This is a genomic window from Acinetobacter sp. F16, assembly GCF_052712855.1.
Genome location: NZ_JBRATK010000016.1, coordinates 59,846 through 66,299, shown reverse-complemented (window position 1 = coordinate 66,299; position 6,454 = coordinate 59,846). Strand labels below are relative to the sequence as shown.

At 40.4% G+C, this 6,454-nt stretch carries 5 protein-coding genes; 2 read left to right on the top strand and 3 right to left on the bottom strand.

From position 1 onward, the window contains the following. Positions 1-152: 152 nt before the first annotated feature. Together ACU0NF_RS10275 and uvrA are read right to left on the bottom strand one after the other, a co-directional pair. Positions 153-1,565 carry an anti-phage deoxyguanosine triphosphatase gene (locus ACU0NF_RS10275; protein ID WP_445661059.1) on the bottom strand — a complete coding sequence of 471 codons (1,413 nt, stop codon included), beginning with the start codon at positions 1,563-1,565 and terminating at the stop codon, positions 153-155. A 60-nt stretch (positions 1,566-1,625) separates the two neighbouring features. Next, entirely contained in the window at positions 1,626-4,457 is a 2,832-nt protein-coding gene (uvrA, locus tag ACU0NF_RS10270) for an excinuclease ABC subunit UvrA (protein WP_445661058.1), read from the bottom strand. A 259-nt stretch (positions 4,458-4,716) separates the two neighbouring features. On the opposite strand from uvrA, the gene ACU0NF_RS10265 reads away from it, so the two are divergent. Together ACU0NF_RS10265 and ACU0NF_RS10260 are read left to right on the top strand one after the other, a co-directional pair. Continuing rightward, positions 4,717-5,070: a DUF1304 domain-containing protein gene (locus ACU0NF_RS10265; RefSeq protein WP_131384869.1), complete on the top strand. Its 354-nt coding sequence runs from the start codon at positions 4,717-4,719 to the stop codon at positions 5,068-5,070. A 58-nt stretch (positions 5,071-5,128) separates the two neighbouring features. Next, positions 5,129-5,470 (top strand): GlpM family protein, encoded by a 342-nt coding sequence (locus ACU0NF_RS10260; protein ID WP_131384867.1) that lies wholly within the window; start codon positions 5,129-5,131, stop codon positions 5,468-5,470. Between the two features lie 134 nt (positions 5,471-5,604). On the opposite strand, the gene tenA is transcribed toward ACU0NF_RS10260, so the two are convergent. Further along, positions 5,605-6,279: a thiaminase II gene (tenA, locus tag ACU0NF_RS10255; RefSeq protein WP_370983690.1), complete on the bottom strand. Its 675-nt coding sequence runs from the start codon at positions 6,277-6,279 to the stop codon at positions 5,605-5,607. Positions 6,280-6,454 lie beyond the last annotated feature (175 nt).

The window sequence follows — 6,454 nt, the reverse complement described above, 5'->3', positions numbered from 1 at the left end:
TATTGCCACTCGTTTTGAAAAGTTGGCTCGTAATTATAAGTCCATGTTGTTCTTGGCTTGTTTGTTTATTTGGTGCAAAGCAAAATGAGGACACGCCCTAGAATAAAAGAACTGATTCTATATTTATGTAATCAGTTCTTTTATTGGGGTTATTACAATTTATCAAAAATAGATCCAACAGATGGCATAAATAATTTTTGATACATCTTTGTAGCATAATTATCTGTCATTCCTGCAATAAAATCACATATTTCCCGATTTTTATTATCGGAATTTAAAAATTGTTCATAAGTGTTTTTAGGCAATAATCGTTTAGGATTTGCTTGTAATACTTTAAATAGCTCTAAGACAATTTTTTGGCCTTTATATTCAAGTAATTGTACCTCTGGAGATTTGACAACAATTTCAAAGACGAAATTTTTCAGAGTATCTAATATTGTTTTGATATTTGCAGGTAATTTGGCTTGATAACTTAAAAGTGGGTGATCGAATTCACTATTTTCATCAATATAAATATTTTGTACAAGCAAGCGGACTAATTTACTAATAGCATGCTTTCGTGAATTTTTATCACCTTTAAATAGTAGATTACTTAATTCATCAGCAGAAGCTAATTTAAGAATTTTGAAAGAATTCTCATCTAAATTCTTCTGCATAATTTGATGAACACTTTCAGAACCTTTATTTAATAGTTTTTCATCATGCCAAGAATCTTTAGTAATTAATTTTAATGCAACAGCATCTTCGAGATCATGAATGCCGTAAGCAATGTCATCTGCTAATTCCATAATGGATGTATCAAATGATTTATATAATGTTTTGTGATGTTTGATGTCAGCTCGGTTGCTTAAGTCATCATTTAATTGAATCTGACTTTTCGAGATAGATTGGTATAAATTTTTATCATTAGCACTAAATGGTTCTAAAGCCCAACGTAATATATCTTCTTCTTCTTTGTGAATACATTTAGGTGGCTTATAGGCATCTAAATTGAGTGTATCTGATGATTCTTGAAGTTTTTCAAATTCTAAATTAAATACGTTAGTGTATATAGAAGGATATTTAATTAATCCTAAAACTGTTCTACGAGTTAGATTTAAACCATATTTCGAATCAAATTCTCCTAATCTTGAAACAATTCTTAAAGTTTGGCCATTACCTTCATAACCACCATAGGATTGCATACAATAATTAAGAGCAATTTCACCACCATGTCCAAAAGCTGGATGGCCAATATCATGAGCTAGACAAATAGCTTCAATTAAATGTAATGAAGGAATCCATTTTTCAAAAGATTCATTTTCATATTTATTTCGTAGCCTTTCACAAATACCAGAACCAATTTGAGCCACTTCCATAGAGTGAGTAAGGCGAGTTCGATAAAAATCACTGTCACCAAGACCGAGAACTTGAGTTTTTGCTTGTAAACGTCGGAAAGAAGCACTATGGATAATTCTTGCTCTATCTTGAGAGTAAGGGGAAGCAAAACCATTTTCAGATTTTGGTGGGAATTCTTGATAACTTAGGCGTTCTTCCCAAGTGGAAAAATCAATATTTGTATTCATTATTGAGTATGATAAAAGTAAATTAATTTAATTTTATCATACTCTTAATTTTAAATTTTTTTATTTCAATAACGGCTTCAAGAACTTCGCTGTATGTGAAACCTTAGATTTCACCACCTGTTCAGGCGTACCTTCGGCGATAATCATACCGCCACCCGCACCACCTTCAGGACCCAAATCAATCACCCAATCCGCAGTTTTAATCACATCCAGATTGTGCTCAATCACCACAATGGTATTACCCTTATCGCGGAGTTGATGCAGAATGTCTAACAGCTTGGCGATATCATGGAAATGCAGACCTGTGGTCGGTTCATCCAGGATATATAAGGTTTTACCCGTATCACGCTTTGCCAACTCACGTGCCAATTTCACACGTTGTGCTTCGCCACCTGAAAGGGTGGTCGCAGATTGACCTAGACGGATATAACCCAAACCGACTTGAGTCAAAGTTTCCAAACGACGGTGAATCACGGGAATGGCTTCGAAGAAATGCATTGCATCTTCAACAGTCATGCCTAAAACATCGGAAATATTTTTGCCTTTATAACCGACTTCTAAAGTTTCACGGTTATAACGGTCGCCATGACAGGCATCGCAAGGTACATACATATCTGGTAAGAAGTGCATCGCCACTTTAATCATGCCGTCGCCTTCACAGGCTTCACAACGTCCACCTTTCACGTTAAACGAGAAACGGCCCGCGGCATAACCACGTGCTTTGGCTTCAGGCGTTTGCGCGAACAATTCACGAATCGGGGTGAACAAACCTGTATAGGTTGCAGGGTTTGAACGTGGTGTACGTCCAATCGGGCTTTGGTCAATATCCACGACTTTATCGAGGAACTGTAAGCCATCAATCGAATCGAATTTTTCGGCGGTTAAAGTGGTTGCACCGTTCAATTGCGTTGCGGCAAGCGGTAGAAGGGTACGGTTAATCAGGGTCGATTTACCTGAACCTGACACACCCGTCACACAGGTCATAATGCCTAAAGGAATGGTCAAATCAACATTCTGCAAGTTATGACCGGCAGCACCCATCAACTTGATTCTTTCCTCAGGTTTGGGTGGTTGAGTACGCACTTTCGGCACTTCAATTTTTAACTTGCCTGAAAGATATTTGCCTGTGAGCGAGTCAGGATTTGCCAAAATTTCTTCATAGGTACCTTCGGCAATGATATGACCGCCATGCACACCGGCACCCGGGCCAATATCAATAATATGGTCTGCCGCACGAATGGCATCTTCATCATGCTCAACCACAAGTACGGTATTGCCCAAGTCACGCAAGCGAACGAGGGTTTCAAGCAGACGATCATTATCACGTTGATGCAAACCAATCGAAGGTTCATCCAGTACATACATCACACCCATCAAACCGGCGCCAATTTGCGAGGCCAAACGGATACGCTGTGCTTCACCACCCGACAGGGTTTCGGCAGAACGCGACAGACTTAAGTAGTTCAAACCGACAGAAACAAGGAAGTGCAAACGCTCACGGATTTCTTTAAAAATCTTGTCGGCAATTTCGCCTTTGGCACCTTCAAGGTTTAAATCCTGATAGTAACTTTCGGCATCTCCAATCGACATTTTGGTAATTTGCGCGATGGTTTTGTCCTTGACCCGGACGTTACGTGAAATTTCATTCAGACGTGAACCGCCACAGGCATCACAGGCTGCATTGGATAAATATTGGGCTAAATCATCACGTACATAATTTGATTCAGTTTCACGGTAGCGACGTTCTAGATGCGGCAGAATGCCTTCAAAAGGTTGCACCCGCTTATGCTGACGACCACGCTCATCGATATAGCTTAAATCAACCTTGTCTTTGCCTGTTCCGTAAAGGAATTTCTTTTTGGTGTCGGCATCCAGTTCATTCCACGGTGTATCCAAAGAAAAGCCAAAATGTGCTGCAACTTTTTCAATCATGCTGTAGTAATACGGACGTTGTCTGTCCCAGCCACGAATAGCGCCCTGGCTAATTGAAACTTCATTGTTTGGAATCAGTTTTTCAGCACTGAAATGGCTGCGGGTTCCTAAACCGTCACAGACCGGGCAGGCACCAAATGGATTGTTGAACGAGAACAAACGTGGTTCCAGTTCAGCAACCGCACGGTCACATTCAGGGCAAGAGTGTTTTGCCGAGAATACGCGATCCACCTGTTCATCTTTCATCCACGATAAAATCGCGATATCACCACCTAAACGCAGCGCAGTTTCAAAAGATTCAGCAATACGGTTGCCTAAATCATCACGCACCTTAAAACGGTCAACCACCACTTCAATCGTGTGCTTTTTCTTTTTGTCCAGTTCGGGCGGGGTGTCAATTTCAACAATTTCACCATCTACTCGGGCGCGGACAAAACCCTGGCTTTGCAGTTGTTCAAACAGGTTGGTGTATTCACCTTTACGCTCACGCACCACAGGTGCAAGCAGCATTAAAGCCGTGCCTTCTTCCAGATTTTTAACCGCATCGACCATTTCAGACACAGTTTGTGCCACCATCGGCAGGTCATGTTCAGGACAGTACGGTGTTCCGACACGGGCATATAAAAGACGTAAATAGTCGTAAATTTCCGTGATTGTTCCCACAGTTGAACGTGGGTTATGGCTGGTAGATTTCTGTTCAATCGCAATTGCAGGACTTAAACCTTCAATAGAATCGACTTCCGGTTTTTCCATTTGCGAAAGGAACTGGCGTGCATAGGCAGACAGTGATTCCACATAACGGCGCTGACCTTCAGCATATAAAGTGTCAAAAGCTAAGGAAGATTTACCTGAGCCTGAGAGTCCCGTAATCACCACGAATTTGTCGCGTGGAATATCGAGTGACACATTTTTTAAGTTATGGGTACGTGCGCCTCGAATACGGATATGACTTTGGCTCATAAAACATCTCGGTAATGTGCAAATTGAAGGTTATATATGATAGCGATTTAATTTTGTTCAAGTTGAATAAAATCATTTTTTAGCGACATATTGTGTCGGCTAAATCAATTTAATTAAGTTTTATAAGACTGTAGCGAGCTTTCTAGACAGTCACAAGTCTGAATAAGTTACTTTTAATGTGAATCGTGTTGCAGAAGGTATCGCTAAAAAAGCAAAATCACAGCACAATAGCATCAAAATAAAAAGGGAAATAAGAACGATGATTGCGAAAATTTTAATCATGCTGATTGCATTGCTGCATGTTTATTTTTTGGTTCTTGAAATGTTCCTGTGGGATAAACCTGCTGGAATGAAAGCCTTTGGCAATAATCTCGAAAAGGCAAAATTGACCAAAGTTTTGGCGCAAAACCAGGGACTCTATAATGGCTTTTTAGCGGCAGGTCTGATTTGGTCGCTGCTTGCACCTGAAGCTTATGCGACTGCTCTTGCTAACTTCTTTTTAGGCTGTGTTTTAATTGCCGGAATTTATGGGGGCATCACCGCCAGTAAAAAGATTATTTATATTCAGGCACTACCTGCATTGATTGCCTTAATTGTGGTGAATGTATTCTAGGGATAAGGATTGGCCTGGAATTCATTTCTCAAAACGTTTGTCCCCTGGATCTGTGAATATGTTGCCTTTATTTTTGAAATGTATATTAGGTGCTGCAGTGGTACTGCTGATTTCGATACTTTCTAAAAGCAAGGCATTTTATATTGCAGGACTGGTGCCGTTATTTCCGACTTTTGCATTGATTGCACATGTGATTGTGTCAGAGCAGCAGGGTGCAGCAGCTTTACAGAAAACTGCATTATTCGGTTTATGGTCGTTAATTCCCTATGCCATCTATCTATTGATGGTTTATGTACTGGCCACGAAGATGTCGATATGGTCATGTTTAGGTGTAGCAACACTTTGCTGGATTGTGGCAGCAGCCGGGCTGATTTATGGCTGGCAGATGTTTCAGCAGTAAAAATCAATCCCTCCCAACCTCCCTTTGAAAAAGGGAGGAGCTTTTAAAATTCAGCCCCACTTTCAAAGCGGAAGTAAAATAATCTTGACCACGAATTGAAGGATAAGAGGAATTTAGATACGGACGATCGAATTTTATAACTCATCCAAACCTAACCACTGGCGTTGATCATAGGCGCTATCCCAGAATAACCATTCCAGTTTGGCAGCCGTAGTATAGGCATGATGCATTTTCTCAAGCGTATCGGCATCACAACGTGCAGCGACTTTATCAACCGTGGCAATCACGTTACGTACAGCGTCATTGAATTCTTCACCTGCATAGGTATCGACCCAAGCTTGGTACGGATTATTCGGTATTGAATTATCAACAATATCTTTACCCACTTCTGCATAAATCCAGAAACATGGCAGTAAAGAAGCCAAGACCACCGGATAGCTTTCAGACCAGGCTGTAGCGGTTAAAAATGAAGTGTAATGATGACAAGCTAAAGTCAGCGGGGTGGTTCTAAATTCTTCTTTGGTAATGCCAAATTCTTGCATAAAGTCATCATGCAGACTGCGTTCAACCACAATGGCGATTCGGGCAGCTTCCGCAAACTGAATTACGTCATCGGCTTCGAAGGCTTTGGCAGCACAAACTGCCAGTGCACGTCCATAAGCCAGTAAATAATGCGCATCCTGAATCACATAATGACTAAAAACGTCTTTGCTCAACGTACCTTGTGCAAGTTCCTGGTTAAATGGCAGGGCTAAAGTTTTTTGATATAAAGCCAAATTTCGCTGCCATAGCTCTTGAGAAAAGCTCATCTCATCATCCTGTCGATATTAAAAGAAGAATTTACAGAAGCCGGGACTATAACAAGAGTTTTCACGCCAAGATATCAAGTCGCATAAATAGTATATTTCTCTTGAAAAAAATCCTACGAAGAATTTTGGATTAATACCAAAAAGTCGTCATAATTGTGCGCATAAAATCTTAAGC